The organism is Pseudonocardia wallangbongensis (genome assembly GCF_054486945.1).
Genome location: NZ_JBRERS010000024.1, coordinates 19,840 through 45,337 on the forward strand (window position 1 = coordinate 19,840; position 25,498 = coordinate 45,337).

Annotated in this window: 27 protein-coding genes; 12 read left to right on the forward strand and 15 right to left on the reverse strand. The window is 72.6% G+C overall.

From position 1 onward, the window contains the following. The first annotated feature begins 36 nt into the window (after positions 1-36). From ACU436_RS41245 to ACU436_RS41255, 3 genes are read left to right on the forward strand one after another with little or no spacing between them, the layout of a single operon-like run. Complete coding sequence (locus ACU436_RS41245; protein ID WP_459032621.1) at positions 37-930, forward strand: Rossmann-like and DUF2520 domain-containing protein; 894 nt, start codon at positions 37-39, stop codon at positions 928-930. Continuing rightward, complete coding sequence (panC, locus tag ACU436_RS41250; RefSeq protein WP_459032622.1) at positions 927-1,805, forward strand: pantoate--beta-alanine ligase; 879 nt, start codon at positions 927-929, stop codon at positions 1,803-1,805. The genes ACU436_RS41245 and panC overlap by 4 nt, the downstream gene beginning before the upstream one ends. An 8-nt stretch (positions 1,806-1,813) precedes the next feature. Beyond that, positions 1,814-2,635, forward strand: coding sequence for a type III pantothenate kinase (locus ACU436_RS41255; protein ID WP_459032623.1), 822 nt, complete (start codon positions 1,814-1,816; stop codon positions 2,633-2,635). Between the two features lie 25 nt (positions 2,636-2,660). Here ACU436_RS41255 and ACU436_RS41260 read toward each other — a convergent pair whose 3' ends face one another. The 6 genes from ACU436_RS41260 to ACU436_RS41285 are packed head-to-tail and all read right to left on the reverse strand — an operon-like array spanning position 2,661 to position 9,209. Further along, the gene (locus ACU436_RS41260; RefSeq protein ID WP_459032624.1) at positions 2,661-3,929 is read right to left on the reverse strand and encodes a hypothetical protein; all 1,269 of its coding nucleotides are present in this window, start codon (positions 3,927-3,929) and stop codon (positions 2,661-2,663) included. Then, positions 3,926-5,056 carry an N-acetylglucosamine-6-phosphate deacetylase gene (locus ACU436_RS41265; RefSeq protein WP_459032625.1) on the reverse strand — a complete coding sequence of 377 codons (1,131 nt, stop codon included), beginning with the start codon at positions 5,054-5,056 and terminating at the stop codon, positions 3,926-3,928. Before ACU436_RS41265 ends, ACU436_RS41260 begins: the two co-directional genes overlap by 4 nt. Then, entirely contained in the window at positions 5,056-5,814 is a 759-nt protein-coding gene (locus ACU436_RS41270) for a sugar isomerase domain-containing protein (RefSeq protein WP_459032626.1), read from the reverse strand. Before ACU436_RS41270 ends, ACU436_RS41265 begins: the two co-directional genes overlap by 1 nt. Then, positions 5,807-6,550: a 6-phosphogluconolactonase gene (locus ACU436_RS41275; protein WP_459032628.1), complete on the reverse strand. Its 744-nt coding sequence runs from the start codon at positions 6,548-6,550 to the stop codon at positions 5,807-5,809. The genes ACU436_RS41270 and ACU436_RS41275 overlap by 8 nt, the downstream gene beginning before the upstream one ends. Continuing rightward, positions 6,547-7,698, reverse strand: coding sequence for an AGE family epimerase/isomerase (locus ACU436_RS41280; RefSeq protein WP_459032629.1), 1,152 nt, complete (start codon positions 7,696-7,698; stop codon positions 6,547-6,549). The genes ACU436_RS41275 and ACU436_RS41280 overlap by 4 nt, the downstream gene beginning before the upstream one ends. After that, the gene (locus ACU436_RS41285; RefSeq protein WP_459032631.1) at positions 7,695-9,209 is read right to left on the reverse strand and encodes a sodium:solute symporter family protein; all 1,515 of its coding nucleotides are present in this window, start codon (positions 9,207-9,209) and stop codon (positions 7,695-7,697) included. Before ACU436_RS41285 ends, ACU436_RS41280 begins: the two co-directional genes overlap by 4 nt. Before the next feature lie 110 nt (positions 9,210-9,319). On the opposite strand from ACU436_RS41285, the gene ACU436_RS41290 reads away from it, so the two are divergent. Continuing rightward, the gene (locus ACU436_RS41290) at positions 9,320-10,351 is read left to right on the forward strand and encodes a LacI family DNA-binding transcriptional regulator (RefSeq protein ID WP_459032632.1); all 1,032 of its coding nucleotides are present in this window, start codon (positions 9,320-9,322) and stop codon (positions 10,349-10,351) included. On the opposite strand, the gene ACU436_RS41295 is transcribed toward ACU436_RS41290, so the two are convergent. Then, positions 10,296-11,063 (reverse strand): class I SAM-dependent methyltransferase, encoded by a 768-nt coding sequence (locus ACU436_RS41295; protein WP_459032633.1) that lies wholly within the window; start codon positions 11,061-11,063, stop codon positions 10,296-10,298. The two genes, ACU436_RS41290 and ACU436_RS41295, sit on opposite strands and share 56 nt — an antisense overlap. A gap of 120 nt (positions 11,064-11,183) precedes the next feature. Between ACU436_RS41295 and lysS the strand changes: the two genes are divergently transcribed. The 4 genes from lysS to ACU436_RS41315 all read left to right on the forward strand — a co-directional run bounded on the left by lysS (position 11,184) and on the right by ACU436_RS41315 (position 16,772). Continuing rightward, positions 11,184-12,638, forward strand: a complete 1,455-nt coding sequence (gene lysS, locus ACU436_RS41300) for a lysine--tRNA ligase (protein ID WP_459032651.1) — start codon at positions 11,184-11,186, stop codon at positions 12,636-12,638. Between the two features lie 113 nt (positions 12,639-12,751). Next, a complete protein-coding gene (locus ACU436_RS41305) occupies positions 12,752-13,096 on the forward strand; it encodes a histone-like nucleoid-structuring protein Lsr2 (protein WP_459032634.1) in 345 nt (114 codons plus the stop codon). Between the two features lie 69 nt (positions 13,097-13,165). Then, positions 13,166-13,969, forward strand: coding sequence for a siderophore-interacting protein (locus ACU436_RS41310; protein WP_459032635.1), 804 nt, complete (start codon positions 13,166-13,168; stop codon positions 13,967-13,969). Positions 13,970-14,222: 253 nt separating this feature from the next. Further along, complete coding sequence (locus ACU436_RS41315) at positions 14,223-16,772, forward strand: ATP-dependent Clp protease ATP-binding subunit (RefSeq protein WP_459032636.1); 2,550 nt, start codon at positions 14,223-14,225, stop codon at positions 16,770-16,772. A gap of 63 nt (positions 16,773-16,835) precedes the next feature. Here ACU436_RS41315 and ACU436_RS41320 read toward each other — a convergent pair whose 3' ends face one another. The 5 genes from ACU436_RS41320 to ACU436_RS41340 all read right to left on the reverse strand — a co-directional run bounded on the left by ACU436_RS41320 (position 16,836) and on the right by ACU436_RS41340 (position 20,444). Continuing rightward, the gene (locus ACU436_RS41320; RefSeq protein WP_459032637.1) at positions 16,836-18,086 is read right to left on the reverse strand and encodes an RNA polymerase sigma factor; all 1,251 of its coding nucleotides are present in this window, start codon (positions 18,084-18,086) and stop codon (positions 16,836-16,838) included. Then, positions 18,086-18,508, reverse strand: a complete 423-nt coding sequence (locus ACU436_RS41325; RefSeq protein ID WP_459032638.1) for a YciI family protein — start codon at positions 18,506-18,508, stop codon at positions 18,086-18,088. The genes ACU436_RS41320 and ACU436_RS41325 overlap by 1 nt, the downstream gene beginning before the upstream one ends. A 223-nt stretch (positions 18,509-18,731) precedes the next feature. Beyond that, positions 18,732-19,679: a helix-turn-helix domain-containing protein gene (locus tag ACU436_RS41330; RefSeq protein ID WP_459032639.1), complete on the reverse strand. Its 948-nt coding sequence runs from the start codon at positions 19,677-19,679 to the stop codon at positions 18,732-18,734. Beyond that, positions 19,618-20,166, reverse strand: coding sequence for a DUF6879 family protein (locus ACU436_RS41335; RefSeq protein ID WP_459032641.1), 549 nt, complete (start codon positions 20,164-20,166; stop codon positions 19,618-19,620). The genes ACU436_RS41330 and ACU436_RS41335 overlap by 62 nt, the downstream gene beginning before the upstream one ends. Next, the gene (locus tag ACU436_RS41340) at positions 20,163-20,444 is read right to left on the reverse strand and encodes a hypothetical protein (RefSeq protein ID WP_459032642.1); all 282 of its coding nucleotides are present in this window, start codon (positions 20,442-20,444) and stop codon (positions 20,163-20,165) included. The genes ACU436_RS41335 and ACU436_RS41340 overlap by 4 nt, the downstream gene beginning before the upstream one ends. A 320-nt stretch (positions 20,445-20,764) precedes the next feature. Between ACU436_RS41340 and ACU436_RS41345 the strand changes: the two genes are divergently transcribed. Both ACU436_RS41345 and ACU436_RS41350 read left to right on the forward strand, forming a co-directional pair. Next, positions 20,765-20,944 (forward strand): hypothetical protein, encoded by a 180-nt coding sequence (locus ACU436_RS41345; protein WP_459032643.1) that lies wholly within the window; start codon positions 20,765-20,767, stop codon positions 20,942-20,944. Between the two features lie 9 nt (positions 20,945-20,953). Next, positions 20,954-21,952 (forward strand): YihY/virulence factor BrkB family protein, encoded by a 999-nt coding sequence (locus ACU436_RS41350; protein WP_459032644.1) that lies wholly within the window; start codon positions 20,954-20,956, stop codon positions 21,950-21,952. A 318-nt stretch (positions 21,953-22,270) separates the two neighbouring features. Here the strand turns inward: ACU436_RS41350 and ACU436_RS41355 are convergent, their stop codons facing one another. Together ACU436_RS41355 and ACU436_RS41360 are read right to left on the reverse strand one after the other, a co-directional pair. Further along, positions 22,271-23,077 (reverse strand): SIR2 family NAD-dependent protein deacylase, encoded by an 807-nt coding sequence (locus ACU436_RS41355; protein ID WP_459032645.1) that lies wholly within the window; start codon positions 23,075-23,077, stop codon positions 22,271-22,273. Between the two features lie 26 nt (positions 23,078-23,103). Then, a complete protein-coding gene (locus ACU436_RS41360) occupies positions 23,104-23,415 on the reverse strand; it encodes an antibiotic biosynthesis monooxygenase family protein (protein ID WP_459032646.1) in 312 nt (103 codons plus the stop codon). An 18-nt stretch (positions 23,416-23,433) separates the two neighbouring features. On the opposite strand from ACU436_RS41360, the gene ACU436_RS41365 reads away from it, so the two are divergent. Both ACU436_RS41365 and ACU436_RS41370 read left to right on the forward strand, forming a co-directional pair. Next, positions 23,434-24,204, forward strand: a complete 771-nt coding sequence (locus ACU436_RS41365) for an alpha/beta fold hydrolase (protein ID WP_459032647.1) — start codon at positions 23,434-23,436, stop codon at positions 24,202-24,204. 17 nt (positions 24,205-24,221) lie between these two features. Next, positions 24,222-24,767, forward strand: a complete 546-nt coding sequence (locus tag ACU436_RS41370; protein WP_459032648.1) for a PadR family transcriptional regulator — start codon at positions 24,222-24,224, stop codon at positions 24,765-24,767. Positions 24,768-24,919: 152 nt separating this feature from the next. Here ACU436_RS41370 and ACU436_RS41375 read toward each other — a convergent pair whose 3' ends face one another. Further along, positions 24,920-25,378, reverse strand: coding sequence for a 2'-5' RNA ligase family protein (locus ACU436_RS41375; RefSeq protein ID WP_459032649.1), 459 nt, complete (start codon positions 25,376-25,378; stop codon positions 24,920-24,922). Positions 25,379-25,498 lie beyond the last annotated feature (120 nt).

The window sequence follows — 25,498 nt, forward strand, 5'->3', positions numbered from 1 at the left end:
GCGCGAAGCGCCAGCCGAGCGCAGCGAGGCTGAGCGATGAGCGCTGGTAGGCCCGCGCGGCTCGCGGTCGGTGTGGTGTCGGCGGGGCGGGTCGGGGCCGTCGTCGGGGCGGCCTGGGCGGCCGCCGGGCATCGGGTCGTGGCCACGTCGGGCGTCTCGCGGGCGTCGGTCCAGCGGGCCGAGGCGCTCCTCCCGGACGTCCCGCTGCGCCCGCCGGACGAGGTCGTGGCCGGCGTCGACCTGGCCCTGCTCGCCGTCCCGGACGACGTCCTGCCCGGCCTCGTGAAAGGTCTGGCCGCAGCGGGCAGCTTCCGGAGCGGCCAGATCCTGGTGCACACGTCGGGTGCGCACGGTGTGTCGGTGCTCGCCCCGGCCGCCGAGCACGGCGTCCTGCCGCTCGCGCTGCACCCGGTGATGACGTTCACCGGCCGCACCGAGGACGTCGCCCGGCTCGCCGCGTGCAGCGTCGGGGTCACGGCCACGGCGGGTGACGAGGCGGCCTGGAGCGTGGGCGAGGCGCTCGTGGTCGAGATGGGCGCCGAGCCGGTGCGGGTGCCCGAGGAGATGCGCCCGCTCTACCACACCGCGCTGGCGCACGGCGCCAACCACCTGGTCACGCTGGTGCGCGACTGCGTCGAGACGCTGGAGCGCGCCGGCATCCACCCGGCGGAACGGCTCGTCGCACCGCTGCTCTCCGCGGCTCTGGACAACGCGCTGCGCCACGGCGACCGCGCCCTGACCGGGCCGGTGGCGCGCGGCGACGTCGGGACCGTGCGCACCCACCTGCGGGAGCTCGACGCCGCCGACCCGGATCTCGCCGAGACCTACCGCGTGCTCGCCGGGCGCACCGCGCACCGCGCCGTCGATGCCGGGATGCTGCCCGACCACGCCGCCCACGAGGTGCTCGAGATCCTCCAGGAGAAGCCATGACGACGGCACGCACGCTGGGTGGTTATGCGGCCGGCGCCCTGACCGTGCACCGCTCGCCGCGCGAGATCGCCCCGGTCACGCGGGCGCTGCGCGCCGCTGGTCGCAGGATCGCGCTCGTGCCGACGATGGGCGCCCTGCACGAGGGGCACCGGGAGCTGATCCGGCACGCCCGCCGGTCCCCGGGGGCGGTGGTGCCGGTGGTGTCGATCTTCGTGAACCCGCTGCAGTTCGCGCCCGGGGAGGACCTGGCCCGCTACCCGCGGCCTCTCGAGGCCGACCTGGAGGCGTGCCGCGAGGAGGGCGTGGAGCTGGTGTTCCTGCCCGGCGTGGCGGACATGTACCCCGAGGGTGCCGACACCACCGTCGTCCCGGGCCCGCGGGGGGAGCGGCTCGAGGGCGGGGTGCGGCAGGGACACTTCGCCGGGGTGCTCACGGTGGTGGCGAAGCTCTTCCACATCGTGGGGCCCGACCTCGCCTTCTTCGGCGAGAAGGACTTCCAGCAGCTCGTCCTCGTCACGAAGATGGCGCGGGACCTGGACTTCCCGCTGTCGGTGGTCGGCGTGCCGACGGTGCGCGAACCGGACGGGCTGGCGCTCTCCTCCCGCAACGCCTACCTGTCCGCCGACGACCGGCGCCGCGCGCCCGTGCTGCAGCGGGCTCTGGTCGCCGGGGCGGCCGGGTCGGCCGGGGGGCCGCAGGCCGTGCTGGACGCGGCGCGGGCCGTGCTCGCCGAGGAACCCGCCGTGGCGGTGGACTACCTGGAGCTCACCGACCCGGACCTCGGCCCCGATCCACGGGAGGGGCGGGCGAGGCTGCTCGTCGCGGCGCGGATCGGCGGCACCCGCTTGATCGACAACGTCGCGGTCCAGTTCTAGGCAACGCCGTGCTGCTCTGCGTGGACGTCGGGAACACCCAGATCGCGCTGGGCCTCTACGCGGACGAGCAGGGCTCCGCCGAGGAGATCGATCCGCCGCTCGTGCGGGGCTGGCGGATGCGCACCGACCCGCGGATGACCTCCGACGAGCTGGACGTCGCGTTCGCCGGCCTCCTCGGCCCGTACGCCGGGCGGGTCACCGGGATCGCGGCGCTCTCCACCGTGCCCACCCTGCTGCGTGAGCTGCGGCTGCTCATCGACCGGAGGGACGTGCCCGCGGTGGTCGTCGGGCCCGGCGTCCGCACGGGCGTGCCGCTGCTCGTGGACAACCCGCGGGAGGTGGGCGCCGACCGCGTGATGAACACCCTCGCGGCGCACCGGCTCCACGACACCGCGTGCGTGGTGGTCGACTTCGGGACGTCCACCAACATCGACGTCGTCTCCGCGAAGGGCGAGTTCCTCGGCGGTGCGCTCGCGCCGGGGATCGAGATCTCGATGGAGGCCCTGGCCACCCGCGCCGCGGCGCTCCGCACGGTCGAGCTGGTGCGGCCGCGGTCGGTGATCGGCAAGAACACGGTGGAGTGCCTGCAGTCGGGCGTGCTCTTCGGCTTCGCCGGCCAGGTGGACGGCCTGGTGAAGCGCATCCTGGCCGAGCTGGGCCCGAAGGCGGGCCAGGTGACGGTCCTCGGCACCGGCGGCCTGGCCCCGCTCATGATGGGCGAGTCGGAGACGATCAAGGAGTACGTGCCGGACCTGACGCTGCTGGGCCTGCGCCTGACGTACCAACGCAATGCGGCGGCGACCCGAGCGGCAACGGGGGCGGCAGGCTAGGGCCCCGAATGCCAGCAAGGTGGCCTTACTCCGGTTCAACCGGAGCAAAGCCACCTTGCTGCAGTTCGCGAAGCGCGGACGTGGCTGCCGCCGTCATCTGCTCGGATCCGCCTTCCGCGAAGGGGCCGGGTAGGCCGTAGTAGCGGTGGGCCTCCTCCACCTCGTAGCCGCCGTGGGCGTACTCCTCCGCGGGCGGCAGGTAGCCGGGGCAGCCGTCGCTGTAGCCGGCCACCAGCACCGTGTCCCCGGGGGCGGCATGCGCGCGGATCGCGTGTGCGGCCGCCGCGAACGGCTCCCCGGGTAGCGCGACGATCACGGCGGGCCCCCACCGCAGGGCGGTGACGGAACCGGTCCACGACGTGGCGCGAGCCCCTGCGTGCTGCCGGCGCCCCCAGTCCACCCAGCACCGCAGCAGTGCTGCCTGCGCCGCGTCGGCACGTGCGGCGTCCGTCTCCCACGCATCGACGTCGCCGTGGTCGACGTCGATGTCGAGCACCACCTCCCGGCGGGCGGCCGTCACGTGGGCGGGGCCGGCGGCCGGGGTGGCGGCCAGCGCGGCCGCGGCGACCAGCCCGCCCACCCGCTCGCACTCGGCGAACGTCCGGGCGGCGGCGGGCGCGGTGGAGACCGAGGCCGCGGCCGCGTGGCCGGTGTTGGCGTCCCCGGCGCACCCGGTGACGAAGAGGACGGGCCCGCCGAGCCGCTCGGCGAGCACCCGGCGGACGACGCCGGGGTAGTCGGCGGTGAGCAGCGTGTTGTCCGCGCCGAGCACCACGGGGTGGCAGGCGTAGGAGACGACGCCCGCCAGCAGCGACCCGTCCGGGCGGCGCAGGTGCACCACCGGGAGTGCGGGGTCGACCGGCCCGCCGGTCCGCCGCCGGTTGCGGGCCACACCGGGATCCGCGCCGTACGCCGCGCGCACCTCGACCGGTTCCGCTCCGGCGAGCGCCGCGTCGACGGCCTCGGCGCACGTCGTGATCAGGTGCTCCAGCCAGGTCTCGTCGACCGGCCCGCCGAGCCTTCCGCGCATGCTCGCCGGGCCGCCGTGCGTGTGGGTCGCGTGCACGAGCACGCGGTCGGCGGGCAGTGCGCACCGCTGCCGGATGCGCGCGCAGTCGTTCTCGTGCAGCCCGACGACGTCCACTGTGACGAGCGCGGTGTCCGCCACCACCAGCGCGTGCACCAGCAGCGGGTCGTGCGCGCCGGTGGCCGGCGAGGTGCGGGCGACGAAGCCGGACATCGCCGTCCCGAGCGGCGGCGTCACGTCCCGGACGGCGACGCCCGCCCTCGTCACACGATCTCCGAGCCGGCGGCCACCACGTGCTGGACCCGCAGTTCCGGGTCGACGAGCAGCAGGTCCGCCTGCGCGCCGGGCACCAGGCGGCCGCGGCCGCCCACGAACCGGCCCGGGTTCGCGGTCGCGAGCCGCACCGCGGCACCCAGCCCGATGCCGGTCGTGCGGACGGCCTGCGCGAGGCCGTCGGCGAGCGACCGGGCCGCGCCCGCGAGGTAGGGGGTGCCGGCCACCGACAGCCGGCCGTCGCCGGAGAGTTCGACCGCGCCGCCCACCGGGCTGGTGTACCCGCCGGGTGGCATTCCGGCCAGCGCCACGGAGTCGGACACCAGCAGCGAGCGCTCCGGGCCCTTCGCGCGCAGCATGGCCGTGAGCGTGTCGGCGGGCAGGTGATGCCCGTCGGCGATGAACCCGGCGGTGAGGCGGTCGTCCGCGAGCTGCGCCCACAGGTAGTTGGGGTGCCGGGCGAGCACGGCGTGCGCGCCGTTGCCGAGGTGCGTCGACATCCGGGCGCCGGCGTCGGCCACCGCGCGCACCTGCTCGGGCGAGGCGTGCGTGTGCCCGATCGCGACGGTCGTGCCGGCCCGGGTGAGGTGCTCGGTGTAGGCGACCGCCTCCGGGTGGTGCGGGGAGAGCGTCACGAAGCCGACGAGGCCGTCGCAGGCCTGCTGCCAGCGGTCGAACTCGTCGGGATCTGGCGGGCGGACGTGCCCGGCCGGGTGCGCGCCGCGGGGCCCGTCCTCCGCGGAGATGTGCGGGCCCTCGACGTGCACGCACGGTACGGCCCGGCGGGTGGCCGCGTCCCGCGCGCGGGCCTCGGCGACCGCGCGCAGCGAGCGCACGATGTCCGCTTCGGCCGCCGTGATGACGGTCGGGACCACGGTGGTCGTGCCGGCCCGGGCGAGCGCCCGGACGAGCGCGACCACCTCGTCGGCGGTGACGTCCGGCCCGTTGACGTCGTGGCCGCCGTAGCCGTTGACCTGGAGGTCGACCAGGCCCGGCAGCAGCAACGGGTGGTCCTCGCCGCCCTCCACGAGGCGGATGTGGGCGATCACCGGGCCGTCGGTGCTCACCTCGAGGAGGCGCCCGGTCGCCGGGTCCCGCCCGCGGAGCCGCACGGTGCCCATCAGAGGGAGCGCACCCGGCCGCGGAACCGCTGCAGGAACCGCCCGTTCGCCTCGTCGCCGCCGGGGGCGTTCCCGCTGCGCCACACCGGCGGTTCGACGCCCCGCGCGGCCAGCGCCTCGACGGTGGCGAGCGTGAGGCAGTTGAGCACGTACGCGTTGGTGAACGTCGACACCGCCGCGACCGGCTCGGCCGAGCCGGCCACGTCCATCACCGCGTCGCCGATCGGCACCTTGCTGTCGATCGCGACGTCCACGAGGTCGTGCAGGTTCGCCTTCGACGGGTGTCGCGCCGGGTGGTCCGGAGAGGTGTTCTCGGCGTGCTCGCGCGAGCTGATGCCGATCAGCCGCACGCCGCGTTCCCTTGCCGTCAGCGCGGCGTCGATGAGCGCGGCATTGATCCCGTAGGCGTTGACGAGCACCAGCAGGTCGCCCGCGCCGAGGCCGCGATCCGTGATCACGATGCGCCCGTAGCCGGGCGTGCGCTCGATCGCCATCGACCGCAGCGCCCCGTTGGACAGCAAGGTGCCCTCGTCGAGGATGGCCGAGATGTGCATCAGCCCGCCCGCGCGGAAGAACACCTCCTGCGCGGCGAGGTTGGAGTGCCCGCCGGGGCCGAACACGTGCACGAGCCGGTCGGCCGCGATCTGGTCGGCGAGCAGCTCCGCGGCCGCGCGGATCGAGCCGGACTCCTCGGCGAGGATCCGTTCCAGGTAGCCGTGGACGGTGTCGAGGTAGCCGCGGAACGTCGCATCAGGCACGGGGGTCGGCCTCCGCGTCGAGGTAGAGGGTGGCGTCGGGGTGCGTGCGCAGCGCCGTCGCGGGGTCGGCCGCGGAGATCGGCGCGTGCAGGGCGCGGTCCACCGCGTGCCGTTTGGCCGCTCCGGGCACAACGCAGAACAGCCTGCGCGCATCCAGCAGCCGCGGGAGGGTCAGCGTGACCGCACGGGTCGGCACGTCGTCGAAGGCCGGGAACGCGCCGTCGTCGACCTGCTGCTGCCGGCAGGTGTGGTCCAGCTCCACGAGCTTGACGTCCTCGGGGTCGTCGAGGTCGGCCACCGGTGGGTCGTTGAACGCGAGGTGCCCGTTCTGGCCGATGCCGAGGCAGACGAGGTCGATCGGCGCCTCGGCGAGCAACTTCGCGTAGCCGGTCACCTCGGCGTCCGGGTCGATGCGGTGCACCTCCGCGAACGGCACCCGGGTGAAGATCGCCCGGTCCAGCCAGTTCGCGAACCGGGCGGGGGCATCGGGGGGCAGGCCAAGGTACTCGTCCATGTGGAACGCCGTCACCCGGGTCCAGTCGATGTCCTGGGCGGCCACGAGCCGGTCGAGCATGTCGCTCTGGCTCGGCGCCGCCGCGAAGATCACCCGCACGGCGTCCTGATCGGCGAGGCGCGCCCGCAGCTCCGCGGCGACGTCGGCGGCCGCCGCCTCGCCCATCGCCACGCGGTCCGGGAAGGACCGCACCCTCGGCATGCCCGGGACTTCCTGTCTCACACTTCTCCTTCCAGCTCCACCAGCATGAGCAGCGCCCGCGCGATGTGGAACGGGTCCTTCACCGGGAGCGCCACGGTCTTCTCCAGGGGCGTTCCGTCGCGGTTGCGGATCTGGGTCCACTCCCGCCCCGACCCCTGCGGGAACGTCTCGAACACGTAGTCGTGCAGGGGTCCGTGCCGCTCCGGCGCGAGCAGCGCGGTGGCGTACAGCGCCTCGGCGTGCGGCCACCACAGCTTCGTGTCCCACGTGTCCACGACGAGCGCCTCGTACGGGTCGTCGGTGCGGGCGCCGGTGGGCGTCCCGCCGTCCCGGTCGACGTAACGCAGCAACCCGCCGTGGGTGCCGTCCCAGCCCAGCTCGAGGGCCCGCACGGCGATCCGGGAGAGGCGGTCCGGATCCGCGAGCGCGGACCCGGCCAGCAGGTCCCGGGCGTGGTGCAGGAACCACGCCGCCTCCAGCACGTGCCCGGGCGTGCGGTGGCGGGCGAGCAGCCCGTCGGTGGCCGCGGGCATCTCGGCGACGTCGTCGCCGTCGAGGTGGTGTTCCTCGATCTGCCGGGCGGCGTCGCGCACGACGGCCGCGGACGCCGCCGAGCCCGTGGCGCGGTGCACCTGCTCCCCGACGCCGACGAGGATCATCGGCAGCCCGAACGACCGGTGCCCGGCGGGCACCGGGTAGGGGTCGGAGCGGAACCGGCCGGCGTCGATGGCCGCCGCCGAGCGCAGCAGCACGTCCTCGGCTCGGCCGCCCCAGTCCTCCTCCGGGCGCAGCCGCGCGACGCCGGCGAAGCCGAGCGCGGCGAACAGGTCGGCGTAGACGCTCGTGTGCGGGCCCGCCTCGGCGCCCGTCCGGTCCGTGACGAACGCGGTGGTGCCGTCGGGCAGCACCGCGTGGTCGCGGACGAACCGCGCCGTGCGGACGGCCTGGTCGGCGTACCAGTCGGCGTCGACGCCGAGCAGCTCGGCGTCCTGCGCGGTCCGCGCGGTGAGCCACGCCCAGCGCCCCTGCGACCAGGTGTACTTGTCGGTGGCCACCAGCCTGGTTCCGGCGTTGTCCCAGCACGTCAGGACCCCGCCGTGCTCGTGGTCCGGGCCGTTGCCCGCCCACCACGCCAGTACGTCGTCCACGAGGTGGTCGCGGTAGGTCACCGGACGGGCTCCGCCGCGGGCTCGTCGCGGGAGATCGCGTCGACCAGCTCGTCGGACTCGGCGTTGCGCCACGGCGCGACCAGCCCGACGACCACGAACACGATGATCGCGCAGACGACCGGGCCGCCGACCTGGACCGCGGTCGCCTGGTCCGGTGCGAGCTGCGAGATCGCGTCGTCGAACCCGTACCGGGTGAGCGCGAAGACGGCGAGGCCCACCGCCCACGACGTGATCGCCGCGACCGGACCGCACCGCCTGAACGCGGGCAGCATGCCCAGGAGCATCGGGATGGCGATCGGTCCGACCAGGCCGCCGAACCACAGGATGATCAGGCCGAGCACGCCGCCGAAGCTGTCGGCGGTCAGGGCGATCACCATGCTCAGCGCGATGAACGCGAACACCGCGATCCGCCCGATCACGAGTTCCGTCCTGGTGTCGAGCGCGCGGCCGCGCTTCCACACCGCGGGGATGATGTCGCGGGTCACCACCGAGGAGATCGCGTTGGCGTCCGAGCCGGTCATCGCCATCGTGTGCGAGAAGAGCCCCGCGAGCACGAGCCCGACGAGCCCGGCCGGGAGCAGCTGCTGGGTGAGCAGGGCGTAGGACTGGTCGGGCTCCGCCAGCCCGGGCAGCAGCACCGGGGCCGCCCACATCGGGAAGAACATCACCAGCGGCCAGACCAGGTAGAGCGCCGCGGAGAACAGCGCCGCCCGCCGGGCCGTGCTGCCGGTGGGCGAGGCGATGAACCGCTGCGCGAGGTTCCAGGTGCCCCCGTTGTAGGACAGCGTGTTGATCAGCAGGTAGACGAACACGAACAGGGCCGTGTACTGGCCGTTGAAGAGCGAGGCGTTGCCCTCGGGGAGCCGGTCCCACAGCGTCCAGATCGTCGGGATGCCGTCGAGCGCGCCCAGCACGGCGACGAACAGGACGATGCCCGCCACGAGCTGGATCAGGAACTGGCCCATGTCGGTGAGCGCGTCGGCCCAGAGCCCGCCGATCGTCGAGTAGACGAGCGTGACGCCGCCGGTGAGCAGGATGCCGATGGGGAGCGGGACACCGGCGAAGACGTTCAGCAGCAGTGCGGTGGCCGTCCACTTCGCGCCCACGTCGAACACCTTGAGCGCGGTGCCGCTCCAGGCGAGCAGCTGCTGGGTGGGCACGCCGTAGCGGATCCGCAGGTACTCCAGCGGCGAGATGATCCCCAACCGCTGCCGCAGCCGCGGCCAGCGCGGGACGAACACGAACGCGCCGACCACCATCGCGAACGTGATCCCGAGCGCCCACCAGACGTAGAGCACGAAGCCCTGCGTGTAGGCGATCGCCGCGTACCCGACGAACACCGCGGAGCTGTAGCCCGACATGTGGTGCGAGATGCCGGAGAGCCACCAGGGCATCCGCCCGCCGGCCGTGAAGAAGTCGCGGGAGTCGTGGATGCGGGCCTTCGCCCACATCCCGATCGCCACCATCACGACGAAGTAGCCGCCGACGACCAACCAGTCGAGCAGGTCCATCGCTCCTCCATCCCCTGCCGCCGCACAGTGCCCGTTGGCCGGGGATAGTTGCGTGCAACCGGTTGCACGTCAAGTCCTGGACGCGCGCGGAGACGTCGTAGAGTGCGCCTGTGGCCCGCCTGGACGGGCGCCGGCAGGCGCCCACGATCAAGGTCGTCGCCGCGGCCGCCGGGGTCTCGACGTCGACGGTCTCGCGCGTCTTCTCCCACCCCCACCGGCTGAAGGAGAGCACGGTCGCGCACGTCACGGAGGTCGCGGCCCGCCTGGGTTACAAGCCGAGCCACACGGCGCGGGCGTTGAGCACGGGGCGGCTCGGGATGATCGCCGTGGTGGTGCCGGACATCGCGAACCCGTTCTTCCCGCCGGTGATCCGCGCCGCCCAGGCGCACGCGGCGACCGGTGGCGTCAGCACCGTTGTCGGCGACACCGACGAGGACCCCGCGAAGGAGCTCGACCTGCTCGCCGAGCTCGAGCGCCGCACCGACGGCGTGGTGCTGGTCTCGTCGCGGCTCCCGGAGGAGCAGGTCCGGGAGGTGTCCGGGCGGGGGCATCCGCTCGTGCTCGTCAACCGGGACGTGCCGGGCGTGCCGCGGATCCTGGTCGACTCGGCGCCCGGGATCCGCGAGGCCGTCGACCACCTCGCCGGTCTCGGCCACCGCCATCTCGCCTACATCAGCGGGCCCGCGGGGTCCTGGTCGGACGAGCAGCGCCGCGACGCCGTGCGGGAGCGGTGCGTCGCGCTCGGCGTCACCGCCACCGTGCTGCGCCCCCACCGGCCCGAGCACGACGAGGGGCGCGCCGCGGCCGCCGAGGTGCTCGCCACCGGGGCCACCGCGGCGATCGCCTTCGACGACGGGCTCGCCCAGGGTGCGCTCGCCGGGATGGCCGAGCACGGGGTCGCGGTGCCGGCCGAGGTGTCGATCGTCGGATGCGACGACATCCTCGCGGCGACGACCTACCCGCCGCTCACCACCGTGCACGGCCGCGGCGGCGAGGCGGGCCGGCTGGCCGTCGAGCTGCTGATGGAGCTGGTGGAGAGCCCCGAGGGCGAGCGGGACCGGCGCCGCCTGCTGCCCTCGCACCTGGTCACGCGCGCGAGTACGGGACCTGCTCCCGCCGCACCGCCCGCACGACGTCGGTGACGAGCGGCAGCTCGAACTCCCCCGACGCCGTCTCCGGGCGGCTCGTGAGGTAGGCCCGGAGCCGGTCGAACGCAGCCTCCCGCTCGGCCGGTTCGGACACGAGCGACCACGAGTGGGTGCGCAGTGTCGCGACGAGCCCGTCGATGGTGGTGGGCACGAAGTTGGGGAACTGCGCGAACCCGCCCGTGACGAACGCCGGGTGCACCAGCTGCGGGGGTTCCGCCTCGGGCGCGCGCACCACGTGGGAGTTCCACCGGCCGGCCTCGTGGAAGCCGCGCACCCAGTCGACGTCCGCGTCGTCGCCGTTCCACATCGCCGCGAGCACGCCGCCGGGACGCAGCACCCTGGCCACCTCCGCGTAGGCGCGGTCGGCGTCGAACCAGTGCCACGCCTGGCCGACGAGGACGGCGTCGACGCAGCGGTCCGGCAGCGGGATCTCCTCGGCGCTGCCTTCTCGCGCGTCCACGCCGGGGAAGCGGGCGAGCAGCTCGGCGCGCATCGCGGGATCGGGCTCGACGGCGGTGACCGTGCCCTTCGGCAGCAGCGCCTCGGTGAGCTTGCCGGTGCCGGCGGCGAGGTCCAGCAGCCGGGGGGTGTGACCGGAAACCCGCTCGAGAGCCCAGTCCACGGCCGCGGCCGGGTAGCCGGGCCGGTGCTCTGCGTAGGCGGCTGCCGCCGCGCCGAACGAACGTGCTCGCGAGGAGGTGGTCACGTTCCACGACGGTACGGGGAGCTTGCGGCGGGCGAGCGAATTCCGCTCGATCCGGCTCTCTACCCTTGGGGGGTGAGCAACGAGCCCCCCACCAGTCCCGACGACGACCTGCCCGAGCAGATGCGGGTCCGCCGGGCCAAGCGGGCGGCGATGCTCGAGCAGGACCGCGACCCCTACCCGGTCGCCGTGGAGCGCACCCACACCCTGCGCGAGGTGCGCGCCGCCCACCCCGACCTCCCGCCCGACACCGCGACGGGCGACATCGTCGCCGTCACCGGGCGGGTGATGTTCCTGCGCAACTCCGGCAAGCTGTGCTTCGCCACCCTGCGCGAGGGCGACGGCACCGAGCTGCAGGTGATGGTCTCGCTCGCGCGCGTCGGGGACGAGGAGCTGGCGCGCTGGAAGGCGCAGGTCGATCTCGGCGACCACCTGCAGGTGCGCGGTGAGGTGATCACTTCGCGCCGCGGTGAGCTGTCCGTGATGGCCGACAGCTGGCAGCTGGCGGCGAAGGCGATGCGGCCGCTGCCCGGGCTGCACCGGGAGCTGTCGGAGGAGACCCGGGTCAGGCAACGTTACGTCGACCTGATCGTCCGGCCGGAGGCGCGGGAGACGGTGCTCCGGCGGGCCGAGGTCGTGCGGACCCTGCGCGCGGTATTGCACGAGCGGTCGTTCGTGGAGGTCGAGACGCCGATGCTGCAGTTGCAGCACGGAGGGGCGACGGCCCGTCCGTTCGTCACCCACTCCAACGCCCTGGACACGGATCTGTACCTGAGGATCGCTCCGGAACTGTTCCTCAAGCGGTGCGTGGTCGGTGGCATCGAGCGAGTCTTCGAGATCAATCGGAACTTCCGGAACGAGGGTATCGACTCGTCGCACTCGCCGGAGTTCGCGATGCTGGAGGCGTACCAGGCCTACGCCACGTACGACGACATGGCGCAGCTCACCCGTGAGTTGGTGGTCACAGCGGCTCGCGCGATCTTCGGCTCGACTGTTGTGCGTCGCGCCGACGGCTCGGAACACGACCTGGGCGGCGAGTGGCGTTCGGTCACTCTCCATGAGGCCGTCTCCGAGGCCGTCGGACTGGAGGTGTCGCCGGACACCTCAGTGGAGGAGCTGCACAAGCTCGCGATCGCTCATGATGTGGAAGTCGACGGTTCGCAGACCGCCGGCCAGATCGTACTCGAACTGTTCGAGAAGCTCGTTGAGCACACCCTGATCGAGCCCACGTTCGTCCGCGACTACCCGATCGAGGTCCGGCCGCTGACCAGGCGGCACCGCGCCGACCCGAGGCTCGCCGAAGCGTGGGACCTGGTTGCCTTCGGCACCGAGTTGGCCACCGCCTACTCCGAACTCGTGGATCCGGTCGACCAGCGGGAGCGGCTCACCGCCCAGTCGTTGCAGGCCGCGGCCGGTGATCCCGAGGCGATGCAGCTGGACGAGGACTTCCTGCGCGCCATGGAGTACGGATTGCCGCCCACCGGGGGTATGGGAATGGGCATCGACCGGCTGCTCATGACGCTCACCGGGCTCGGAATCCGTGAAACCATTCTGTACCCGCTCGTGCGTTCTGAGTAACTATGACACGACACCGGACAGGGTGACTCGACGAACCGCCGTACCGGGTTTATCGTGCAATCGCGGCCGTTGCCGCGGTCAGATGCTGGTACGAAGTGTGGAGGGTTGCGGCGATGGCGCAGATCCGCGAGGTCCGACTGATCGACGACCTGAACGGAGAGGCAGCCGACGAGACGATCGAGTTCGGTATCGACGGCAAGAACTACGAGATCGACCTGTCCACCCCGAATGCGGGCAAGCTGCGTGACGCCCTTGCGTCGTACGTGGCTGCCGCCCGCCGCTCGGGTGGCCGGCGCAGCCGCTCCGGTGGCGCGGGCACGGGGCCGTCGCGGCGGCCTTCCATCGATCGGGAGCAGAACCAGGCGATTCGGGAATGGGCGCGCAAGCGTGGCATGAAGGTCTCCGACCGCGGGCGTATCCCGGCCGAGGTGCTCGAGGCGTACCACAAGGAGAACTGAGCCGCCCCGCCCGCGGCGGGCCGCATGTGTGGTTAGGCTGGCCTCAGGACTCGACCCCGAGGAGGCCCAGTGGCGCGCAGGACGACCACTCTCGAGGTGCGCCGCACCGAACGGCTCACCCCGCACATGATCCGCGTCGTCGTGGGAGGAGAACAGCTCTCGGCGTTCCCCGATACGCCGTACACGGACCGGTACGTCAAGATCCTGTTCCCCCGCCCGGGAGTCAGTTACCCCGAGCCGTTCGACATGGACGCCATCCGGGCCGACCTGCCCCGGGAGCAGTGGCCTGCGATGCGCACCTACACGGTGCGGGCGCTCGACCACGGCGCCGGTGAGCTGACGATCGACTTCGTCCACCACGGCGACGTCGGGCTCGCCGGGCCGTGGGCCGCGGCGGCGCGCCCGGGCGACCTGTTGAGGCTGGCCGGGCCCGGGGGCGCGTACGCGCCGGACACGGGGGCCGACTGGCACCTCATGGTCGGTGACGAGAGCGCGTTGCCGGCCATCGGGGCCGCGTGCGAGCGCGTCCCGGGCGGCGTGCCGGTGGTGGCGGTCCTCGAGGTAGCCGACCCGGCGGAGCAGCAGGAGCTCCGCTGCCCCGGCGCGCTGCGCACCGTGTGGTTGCACCGGCGCGCCGGCGCGCCCGACCAGCTCCTCGACGCGGTGCGCGGGCTGGAGTTCCCGCCCGGGCGGGAACACGCGTTCGTGCACGGCGAGGCGGGCTTCGTGCGCGGCCTGCGCCGGCACCTCGTCGACGAGCGCGGCGTGCCCCGCGATCTGCTCTCGGTGTCGGGCTACTGGCGCCGCGGCGTGGACGAGGACGGGTGGCAGGCCGAGAAGGCGGCGGAGCGGTCGGCGACCACCGGTCGCTGAGCGTCCGCCCCGGACCGCCCGGGCCGGGAGGTCGGCGCGTCGATGCGCTGGGCGGTCGGATCCCCTGAACGGACGATCGGCATGTCCCTGACCAGGGGGTCGGCGGCGAGGCGGAATTCGGCCTCGCGTGAACGCGTTGTCCCGGGTACGTGCGACAGGCGCGATCCCCTGCCCCGGGCCGATACAGTGGTAGCCACGGGGCGTACACGGTGCACGAGTGCGCCGGTGCATGCGCAGCAGGCTAGGAGCGTAAATGTTCGAGAGGTTCACCGACCGAGCGAGGCGGGTTGTCGTCCTGGCGCAAGAAGAAGCCAGGATGCTCAACCACAACTACATCGGCACCGAGCACATCCTCCTTGGCCTCATCCACGAGGGCGAGGGTGTCGCCGCCAAGGCGCTGGAGTCCCTCGGGATCGCCCTCGAAGGCGTCCGCCAGCAGGTCGAGGAGATCATCGGTCAGGGCCAGCAGGCGCCGAGCGGGCACATCCCGTTCACGCCGCGGGCCAAGAAGGTGCTGGAGCTGTCGCTGCGTGAGGCACTGCAGCTCGGCCACAACTACATCGGCACCGAGCACATCCTGCTCGGCCTGATCCGCGAGGGCGAGGGTGTCGCGGCGCAGGTGCTGGTCAAGCTGGGCGCCGACCTCAACCGGGTCCGCCAGCAGGTCCTGCAGCTGCTGTCCGGCTACCAGGGCAAGGAGCCCGCCGAGGGCACGTCCGGTGGTCGCGGCGAGGGCACCCCCAGCTCCTCGCTCGTCCTCGACCAGTTCGGTCGCAACCTCACCCAGTCGGCCCGCGAGGGCAAGCTGGACCCGGTCATCGGCCGGGAGAAGGAGATCGAGCGGGTCATGCAGGTCCTCTCCCGGAGGACCAAGAACAACCCCGTGCTGATCGGCGAGCCGGGCGTCGGCAAGACCGCGGTCGTCGAGGGCCTCGCCCAGGGCATCGTCAAGGGCGAGGTGCCCGAGACGCTCAAGGACAAGCAGCTCTACACGCTCGACCTCGGATCCCTGGTCGCGGGCTCCCGCTACCGCGGTGACTTCGAGGAGCGCCTGAAGAAGGTGCTCAAGGAGATCCGCACCCGCGGCGACATCATCCTGTTCATCGACGAGCTCCACACGCTGGTCGGTGCCGGTGCCGCCGAGGGTGCCATCGACGCCGCGTCGATCCTCAAGCCGATGCTCGCCCGCGGTGAGCTGCAGACGATCGGCGCCACCACGCTCGACGAGTACCGCAAGTACGTCGAGAAGGACCCGGCCCTGGAGCGCCGCTTCCAGCCGATCCAGGTGGGCGAGCCGAGCGTCACGCACACCATCGAGATCCTCAAGGGCCTGCGCGACCGGTACGAGGCGCACCACCGCGTCACGATCACCGACCCGGCGCTCGTCGCCGCGGCCACACTGGCCGACCGCTACATCTCCGACCGCTTCCTGCCGGACAAGGCGATCGACCTGATCGACGAGGCCGGCGCCCGGATGCGCATCCGCCGGATGACCGCACCGCCGGACCTGCGCGAGTTCGACGAGAAGATCGCCGACGTCCGCCGCGACAAGGAGTCGGCGATCGACGCGCAGGACTTCGAGCGGGCCGCGCACCTGCGCGACTCCGAGAAGCAGCTGCTCGGCCAGAAGGGCGAGCGGGAGAAGCAGTGGAAGTCCGGTGACCTGGACGTCGTCGCCGAGGTCGACGACGAGCAGATCGCCGAGGTGCTCGCCAACTGGACCGGTATCCCGGTGTTCAAGCTCACCGAGGAGGAGACCACGCGTCTGCTCCGCATGGAGGACGAGCTGCACAAGCGGATCATCGGCCAGGAGGAGGCCGTCAAGTCGGTGTCGCAGGCCATCCGCCGTACGCGGGCCGGCCTGAAGGACCCGAAGCGCCCGTCCGGCTCGTTCATCTTCGCCGGCCCGTCCGGTGTCGGTAAGACCGAGCTGTCCAAGGCGCTGGCCAACTTCCTGTTCGGCGAGGACGACGCCCTCATCCAGATCGACATGGGCGAGTTCCACGACCGCTACACCGCCTCGCGGCTCTTCGGCGCCCCTCCCGGGTACGTGGGCTACGAGGAGGGTGGCCAGCTCACCGAGAAGGTGCGGCGCAAGCCGTTCTCGGTGGTCCTGTTCGACGAGATCGAGAAGGCGCACCAGGAGGTCTACAACACCCTCCTGCAGGTGCTGGAGGACGGCCGCCTGACCGATGGCCAGGGCCGCACGGTGGACTTCAAGAACACCGTGATCATCTTCACGTCGAACCTCGGCACCCAGGACATCTCGAAGGCGGTCGGCCTCGGGTTCGCCCAGGGCAACGACGAGACGTCGAACTACGAGCGGATGAAGAACAAGGTCAACGACGAGCTGAAGAAGCACTTCAGGCCGGAGTTCCTCAACCGCATCGACGACATCGTCGTGTTCCACCAGCTCACCGAGGAGCAGATCATCACGATGGTCGACCTCATGATCACGCGGGTGGAAAAGGCGCTGACCAGCAAGGACATGGACATCGAGCTCACTCCGGCGGCGAAGGGCCTGCTGGCCCGTCGCGGCTTCGACCCCGTGCTGGGTGCCCGGCCTCTGCGCCGCACCATCCAGCGCGAGATCGAGGACCAGCTGTCGGAGAAGATCCTCTTCGGCGAGGTGGAGCCGGGCCAGATCGTGGTGGTCGACGTCGAGGGCCTCGACGCGGACGCCCCCGAGGGCTCCCGCGCCGCCGACGACAAGGCGAAGTTCACCTTCCGGGGTGAGCCGAAGCCGGTCACGGTTCCGGACTCGCCGCCGGTGGACATGGCCAAGTCGCAGGGCGACGAGTAACACCGCTCTCGTAGCGAACGGCGCTTCCGCCGGCATCGGGCCGGTGGAGGCGCCGTTCGTCGTTCAGGGGCGGGTACAGGCGGCCGCTCGCTCCAGCAACGCCGCCCGCTGCCGCGTGTTCGACGTCAGCAGTGCCGCCCGTTCGAACTCGGCGCCTGCCTCCGTGCGGCGGCCCAGCCGCTCCAGGAGGTCGGCGCGGGCGGCCGGCAGCAGGTGGTAGCCGTCGAGCCTGGTGTCCTCCCGCAGGCGGTCCACGGTCCGCAGCGCAGCCTCCGGCCCGAACGCCATCCCGATGGCCACGGCCCGGTTCAGTTCCACCACGGGCGAGGGCATGAGCTGCGCCAACCCGTCGTAGAGCGCCACGATGCGTTCCCAGTCCGTGTCGGTGGCCACCCGGGCCCGCGAGTGGCAGGCCGCGATGCCGGCCTGCAACGTGTACGGCCCGATCGGGCCGCCGGTCGCGTAGGCGCGTTCGAGGGCCGCCAGCCCGCGCCCGACGAGGAGCCAGTCCCACCGCGAGCGGTCCTGGTCGAGGAGCAGGACCTGCTCCCCGGCGGGCGACAGCCGTGCCCGGGTGCGGGATGCCTGCAGCTCCATGAGCGCGACGAGCCCGTGCACCTCGGCCTCGCGGGGGAGCAGTTCGGCCAGGATGCGCCCGAGCCGCAGCGCCTCCTCCATGAGCTCGGGCCGGATCAGCTCGTCGCCCGAGGTGGCGGAGTAGCCCTCGTTGAAGATCAGGTAGATCACCTCGAGCACCGAGGCGAGCCGTTCGGGCAGCTCGTTCCGGCGGGGTACCTCGAAGGGGACGCGCGCCGCCGACAGCGTGCGCTTCGCCCGGACGACGCGCTGCGCCACGGTCGGCTCCGATGCCAGGTAGGCGCGGGCAATCTCCCTGGTGGTCAGGCCGCACAGGAGCCGCAGCGTGAGCGCCACCCGCGCGTCGGTGGAGAGCACCGGGTGGCACGCGGTGAAGATGAGCCGGAGCAGGTCGTCGTCGAACGGGTCGTCGGGCGCGGGCTCGTCGGTCTCCTGGAGCTCCGCCCGGCGACCGATCTCCTCGATCTTGCGCCGGTTTACGTCGGCCCGGCGCAGCCGGTCGATGCCGCGATGCTTGGTGGTGGCCATGAGCCAGGCGCCCGGGTTGTCCGGGACACCCGACTCCGGCCATTCCTCCAGGGCGGCGAGGAGCGCCTCCTGGGCGAGGTCCTCGGCGAGGCCGACGTCGCGCACGAGGCGGGCGGCGCCCGCGATCAGGCGCGCGGACTCGATCCGCCACACCGCCTCGATCGTGCGCCCGACGTCGGCCTCGACCATCAGGCCCCCTCGACCTGCGCGCGCAGCTGCGCGTCCCGCTCGCGCAGCTCGGGCGTGGCCAGCTCGCCGAAGTCGTCGATCTCGCCGACCGGGCGGATCTCCACCACCGAGTGCTCACCCATGGGGTTCGGGATCCGCTTGACCCACTCGATGGCCTCGTCCATCGACTTGACCTGCCACACCCAGTAGCCGGCGAGGAGCTCCTTCGTCTCGGCGAACGGCCCGTCGATCACCTTCCGCTCGCTGCCGGTGAACTCGACGCGCACGCCCCGCGAGCTGGGGTGCAGACCATCTCCGCCCAAGATCACGCCGGCCTTCACCAGCTCCTCGTTGTAGGCCGTCATCTGCTCGAGCAGCTCCTGGCTCGGCAACTCGCCCGCCTCGCTCCGCTCGTTCGCCTTGATGAGCACCATGACCCGCATCCGCGATTCCTCCCATTGGTCCGTTGTCGGCTTCCTACCTGTGCGGCGAGCGAGGGAGGCCGATCTCGACACGGAACAGGGTGTGTCCTGCGTCACTTCGCGTGGGCCCAACCGCGGGCGCGTGCCGGCGGTCGTCACAGGTGTCCGCGGCCGGTGTCTCTGGGGGGTGGCGCCGGCCGCGGGCGGCGTACGTCACCTGGCGGGTGGAATGGTCGCCGGCGCTTCAGTCGTCGGGCGTCGCGTCGGCCAGATCCCGGCAGAACTGCGCGGCGTCCGGGCCGATCAGCGCGACTTCCAGGAGCCGTTCCACGCGACGGACGTGTCGTGCGACGGCGTCCGGGTCGCTGATCTGCACCACGCCGTTGCTGGTCTCCACCCGCACGAGGTCGTGGTCGTACAGCGCGAACCCGAACGGTTCCACAGGCGATCCGACGCGGAAGGGGATGACGGCGAACGTGTGCCCAGGTAGCGAGGACATCTGCGCCAGGTGGTTCAGCTGACCGCGCAGTGTCGCCCCGGCCATCGGGCCGAAGCGCATGTGCAGCGCCGCCTCGCCCACGATGTGCACGAACTCCCGGCCGGGTTCGTAGAGGATCGCCTGGCGGCGGAGCTTCGCGGCGACGAGGTGGCCGACCTGGTCGGCGGGCAGGCCTTCGGCGAGGAACTCGACGTTGCCTAGTGCTTTCTCGCGGATGTAGTCAGGCGTCTGCAGCCGCCCGGGTATGAGCGCCGGCTGGTACTCGGCCAAGTAGGTGCAGGTGCGGGTGAGGGCGGTGAGTTCGTCCTGAATCGGAAGGGCTCCGCCCTCCTGAGCGAGACGCTCCTGGTGGCTGGAGTATTCGGCGGCGGCCTTCTCCCGGAGGGCGACCAGCGGCGCTGGGTCAGCTCCGGTGATCGCTGCCCAGGTATGGAGTTCGTCGGCGGTGATGAGCTGCCGGCCGTTCTCGATCTTCGAGACCTTGGGCTGGCGCCAGCCCGTTCCGAGCCGGTTCGCCAGCTCGGAGCCGGTCAGCTCGGACGACTCACGGGCGGCGCGCAGGCGTTGCCCGAGCGCGCCGAGGGCCCGGTTCAGCGGTGGTATGTCGGGGGGCAAGTGCGGTGGTCCCGTTCTACCCGGGGAGCGGCTCGACGCCGGGATACCCGTCGAGTGGGATCGCCAGCTCCAGGGCACGGTCGCGCCATCGTAGATGCTGGGTGAGCACGTCGGGCCCGTCGAGGCGCTCGGCACCGGCGAAGGTGAAGTCGTCGTTGTAGTGCATCCGCCACACCTCGCGGTCGTCGAAGATGTAGAAGTCGTGCCGCGGGAGGCCCTCCGGCCAGGTCCCCTCCGGCACCGCGACGATGCGGATGTCCTCTCCGCCTGCGGAGAGGATCGGGTACGTGGCAACTTCCATGCGGGTGTAGTCGGTCAGGGGATCCACCGCCACGCGGATCACCATCTTCGACGCGCCGACGGCTGTCCGATCTTGCGTTCGGGCGAGCCGCCACTCGTAGGTCGGCGTCATCGGGCGACCGGCGACGAAGTCGGCCACCCGGGCGTTCTCGATGGGGTTCGAGTAGATCTGCTGAGCCTCGTAGTGGAGACACGACTTCGAGTAGCTCGTCAGAAGCGCGCTCCACTCCACCCGGTCCTCGCTCGGGAAGATCCACCGGCTCACGTGATGGGTTCCCATCCGGCCAGGAAGTCCTGTACCTCGGCGAGCATCGCCGGTCTGCCCCGTTCGGCGAGGAACAGGGCGGCGGCCCGCAGGACGGTCTCGGTCGGCAGGGTGACGCCGCCCTCGCCCACGCCGACCTCCTTCAGCTCGGCCGCCGTCGAGGCATCGAGCATCAGGCCCTGAGCGACCATGGTCGTCGGCTGCTCGGCGACGTAGACCGCCGGGCACTCGCCGTTCTCGCCGGAGTCGCCGGACTTGCAGATGCGTCGAAGCGGCATCGCGGTCCCCTCACGTCTCGGAGGCTCCATGCTGACACGCGAGCATTGATCCAAACAAGTGCTTGTCAAGTTCGCCGTGCGAAGAATACATTCTTCTAGTCAAGGAGTGGGCCCCGGCGGCTGCCACCGCCGAGGCCCGAGCAACCCCGTCCGCTGCATGGAGGGAATCGCCACGACCACCGTAGCCCGCTGGGCCCGCCGGCAGATCCAGCTGCTCACCCCGGCCGTCTACCGCGTACCGCCCCCCGGCGATCGTCGTGGCCGGCATCGAGTGGGCACCGCCTCCGGGGTGGCGTTCGCGCTGCGTGTCCCGGCCGGCCGTGGGTGAGGACCAGCGCCGCTGGGAGGTGGCCGAGCTGGTGCGGACGCTCGACCCGACGATCGCGCCCCGCCTGCTCGCCCGGCATCCGGCCGAAGGCTGGTGCCGTTCGTGCCGGGCCACGGCGCCGTGCTCGGTTCGCATGCTCGCGGCCCTCGTCGCGGCGACGCCCCCGGGATAGATTCGCCGGGTGAGCTCGGTGCGCGTCGTCCCGGAGACCGGGCTCCGGTCCGGCGACCAGCTCTCCGCCGAAGACGCATGGCACACCGTCCGCCGGCACGGCCTGCGCCACCTGCTCGGCGCCTCGTTCGTCCGCTTCCGGTACGGCGACGGGTTCAGCCACGCGCGGGCGTTCGGCCTGCAGCTCGCGCTCGCCGCGGTGCCGCTGGTGATCGCCGGCGCAGGCCTGGCGGTCGCGCTCGGGGCGGAGTCGTTCGCCGAGGTGGTCGCCCGCACGGTCGTGGCGGTGTCGCCGGGCAGCAGTGACTCCCTGCTCACCCAGGTGCTGGAGGGCGCCGACGAGGGCAGCAAGCGCGGCGAGGTCGTGGTGGTGCTCGGGCTCGCCACCGCGTTCGCGGCGGCCACCTCGGCGTTCGCGCAGCTGGAGCGGGGAGCCAACCGGATCTACGGCACCAAGCGCGACCGACGGGCGCTGCGGAAGTACGGCCGAGCGATGCTGCTGACGGCCACGGCCGGCGTAGCGATGGCGGTGGGGCTGCTGTTGATCGTCGCGGGTGAGCCGTTCGGCGAGGCGATGGAGGCCGTGTACCGGTGGGGCGACGGCGTCGAGGAGGTGTGGGACGCGCTGCGCTGGCCGCTCGGGCTGGCCGCGCTCGTCGTAGCGGTCACGCTGCTCTTCCGGTACGCCCCGCGACGCAAGCAGCCGGGCTTGAGCTGGCTCGCCGTCGGTGCGGCGGCCACCGTGCTCATGTGGCTGGTCGGCTCGGGGCTTCTCGCCCTGTACGTGGCGCTCGCGGCGGGCTTCGACGACACCTACGGCCCGCTGACCGCGATCATGGCGCTGCTGCTGTGGGCGAACGTCACGGGGATCGCCCTGCTCGCGGGGATCGCGCTGGCGGCGCAGCTGGAGGCGGTGCGGGCGGGCCGGCTCGACCCGCTGCTCGCCGACAGCGACGGCGACGGCATCACGGACGAGCTCGACGAGCACCCCGACTCGCCGGCCCGTTGATCGAGAGGTCACACGGATCGGTGTCCGGGACGCAGCCTCGCGACGATCACGAAGAATGGACGGCCGGGCCACCGGGAACCTGGCGGCGGGTTCCACCGCTCGCATCCAGGGACGGTCGGCGATCTCCTCGGCGCGTTGCCACGCCCCTCGAGCTGGGTGCAGACCATGCCGGCCGAGGTCGACACGGAACAGGACATGTCCTGTGTCACCGTGCGCGGACCCAAGCGTGGGCGTGGGCCGGTGGTCGTCACAGGTGTCCGCGGCCGGTGTCTCTGGGGGGTGGCGCCGGCCGCGGCGTCAGGGGCGGCGCTCATTAATTTATCTACCGCCGGCGAGCCGGGAGGAGATGGCGGCGAGGGTGGCGGCGGCGGAGCCGGCGAGGCCGACGCCGCGCCCGTGGCGGACGCCGGGCTCGCGGAGGTTGATCCGCACGAGCGCACCGCTCGCGGCGCTGGCCAGCTCCGCCTCGCGCCGCACGGTGGGGATCGCGGTTCCGGCTCCGATCTCCACGACCGCCAGCGGGACGCCGGCGGCGCGCAGCTCGCGCCGCCACGAGGTGTGGGCCTGCAGCTGCCGCCCCGTCCGGTCCGGGACCCAGTCCGCGTCGCCGAACATCAGGATGTTGGGGCGGGCGAGCGACCCGCAGGACGGGCAGGACGGCAGCGGCGCCCGCGCGCGCATCGTCTCGGGGTCGACCACCACCGTGACGCCGTCCGCGGCCCACGGTTGCCGCCCGCAGTGCGCGGTGCACTGCAGCACGTGGATCGACCCGTGGCACTCGGCCACCGACTCGTCGGGGAAGCCGGCGCGCTGGAACTGCCCGTCGACGTTGGACGTGAACACGCGGGTCGGCCACCGCTCCGCCCACTCGCGCAGCACGTCGAACCCGGTGTGCGGCTCGGTGCGCCGGTAGAGCTCCAGCCGGTGGCCGTAGAAGCCCCACGCGAGCTCCGGGTCCTCGGCGAAGTGCTGTGGGTCGGCGATCTCCTCGAACCGCAGCCCGAGATCCCGGTAGGGCGGATAGGCGCGCCAGAAGCCCTCCGGTCCGCGGAAGTCGGGCAGACCGGAGTCGACACCGATGCCGGCGCCGGCGCACACCAGCAGCGCGCCCGCGCCGCGGACCATCTCGACGGCGCGCTCGACGTCGCCGGTCAGGATCCGGATGCCCGGGACTGCTGCACCACCTCGAACTCCAGCAGCGCCGACCCGGTGCCCACCGGGCGCGCCCGCTCGCCGGAGTGGGCCTCCATGCCGGAGCCCTTCATCCACGCCTGGAACGCCTCGTCGTCCTCCCAGTGCGTGACGACGAAGTAGCGGTTGTCGCCGGACACCGGGCGCAGCAGCTCGAACGACAGGAAGCCCGGCTGGCCGTCCACCGCATGCAGCCGGTTGGCGAACCGCCTCTCCAGCTCCGGACCCGCGCCCTCGGGCACCTCGATCGCATTGATCTTCACGACGGCCATGCCGCCTAGGCTAGTCCGGTGCGAGCCTCCGACGGGGTGGAGCTGGCCGTCACCGAGTTCGGCGGCCGCGGCACCCCGATCCTGCTGCTGCACGGGCTCATGGGGCGGGCGAGCACGTGGTGGGCGCCCGCCGGGTGGCTCGCGGACCATGGCCGGGTCGTCGGCGTGGACGCACGCGGGCACGGCCGCTCGGGGGCGCGCGGACCGTGGACCACCGAGCGCATGGCCGCCGACGTCGTCGACGTGCTGGCTCGGCTCGGGCCGGCCGTCGTGGTCGGGCACTCGATGGGTGGCCTGCACGGGCTGCTGGCCGCGGCCCTCCGCCCGGAGCTCGTGCGGGCGCTCGTCGTGGAGGACATGGGTGTGGACTTCCGGGGCCGCAGCGCCGCGGACGCGCGGGCCTGGTTCGGGGCACTCCCGCAGCCGTTCGGCTCGCTCGCGGCCGTGCGGCGGGCGTTCGGGCACCCGCGCCCCGAGTTCGGCGAGTACATGACCGAGTGCGTCGAGGAGCGGTCCGACGGCTACCACCTGCTGGCCCGCGTCGAGCACACCACGGTGATCGCGGCCGAGTGGGCCGAGCGCGACCACTGGCGTGCGGTGGCGTCCGTCCGGTGCCCGGCACTTCTCGTCGAGGCGGAGGAAAGTGCCGCGCCGGCCGGGCAGATGGCGCTGATGGCGGCGCGGATGCCTACCGCGACGCACGTCCGCGTGCCCGGCACGGGCCACCTGGTGCATGCCGGCCCGGAGTTCCGGCCGCTCGTCGAGTCGTTTCTGACTACTCATATGTGAGTGCTTTACTGGCGGACGTGAACCCGACGAGGCTCTTCGTGCTGAGCGCGCTCGCCAAGCGCGGCGCGATGTACGGCCACCAGATCCGCCGCGACGCCCGGGTCGACCGCGCGGAGCTGTGGTCGGACGTGCGCCCCGGCTCGCTCTACGGGGCCCTGCACCGGCTGGAGGACGAGGGCCTGGTGCGGGCGCTGCGCACCGAGCAGGAGGGCCGCCTGCCCGCACGCACGGTCTACGAGATCACCGACGAGGGTCGCCGTGAGCTCGCCGTGCTGCAGGCGGAGGCGTTCGAGGAGGTGCGGTTCCCGCCCGACCCGGTCGACCTCGCGCTCGCCACCGCGGCGGGAACGGACGAGGCGACCCTGCGCGGCCTGCTGGAGGACCGCGTCCGCGACCTCACCGCGCGCTCGTCCCGGCTCGACCACCTCGCCGACCGCCGCTGGCCGGACCAGACCCGGGCCGACGACCTCGTGCTCGAGCACGCGCGGCTGCGGCTGCGGGCCGAGCTGCAGTGGCACGCCCTGGTGCTCGACCAGCTCGGCAAGCTGGAGTCGCCGCGATGACGGTCCGTGAGCTGCGGTTGATCGGCGAGCTGTACATCGACGCGCTGACCGCGGAGCGCACGCAGTGATCACCAGCATTATGGCTCCACAATGCTGTCCTGCGAGCCCCTGAAACAGCGTTATGGAGCCATGACGCGGTTTTCGTGCAGCCATCAACCCGCGTCGACCGCCACCACGCGGGCGCGAACCGTCGGCACCGGGTGGAGCAGCGCGAACGCGTCGGCGGGGCGCTCGGTGGCCAGCACGCAGTGCGGCAGCCAGGTGCCGGGCAGGTAGGCGGCGAGCGGGGAGCGCACGCGCCCGGCCAGCGCGTCGTGCACCGCGCCGTGCACGGCGAGCAGCTCGGCGTCGACCACGGCGGCGAGCACGAGCTCGTCCGGCCGCCCCGCCACCGTGCCGAGCGTCTCCAGCCAGATCGAGGGCAGCGCGAGCAGCCGCACCTCGGCGGCCAGGGCATCGTGGGCGGCCTGCGGGATCGTCCCGGCCGCGGCGGCGATCACCGACGGCGGGTCGGCGGGCGTGGCGATCCCGTCGGCGGCCAGCCGTGAGCGCAGCGCGGTGAGCTCGGCGCACGCGGCGTCGTCGAGCCGGAAGCGAACGGTCTGCGCCACTAGATGATCGATTCCTTGGACATGGCGTGTCGATCAACCGGGACATGAGTGGAGGGTGTCCATGATCGACTGTGAGGAACGACCTGGACACCCTCCTGACCGCACTCTATGTGGAGATCG